General features: G+C 56.7%; 1 pseudogene. It reads right to left on the reverse strand.

Going from position 1 to position 261, the window contains the following annotated elements:
- Window positions 1-261 (reverse strand): annotated as a pseudogene (locus ACYP03_RS26730) (transcriptional regulator); the annotation flags it as partial.

Here is a 261-nt window from a genome sequence, read left to right on the forward strand (position 1 = left end):
TTTCTTCATCACCTGCTGATAACCGGTAAACCGCAAGTGGGTCCGGGCATCCATACGGGCAGCAAAGTAAACAATGTGGCGGCGACCACGGGCGATCATCTGCTCTGTCATCGCCTCAGCGGCGGCCTGATTATCAAACCCCACCGCCTGAGCGATGGCTGGCGAAACCGAATCCATGATTTCCACCACAGGCACCCCGGCGGTATCGAGCATTTTTCGCGCCCGTTCGGTATGCACGCTTTCCGACAGAATAATGGCATC

This window comes from Photobacterium sp. R1 (genome assembly GCF_054600795.1).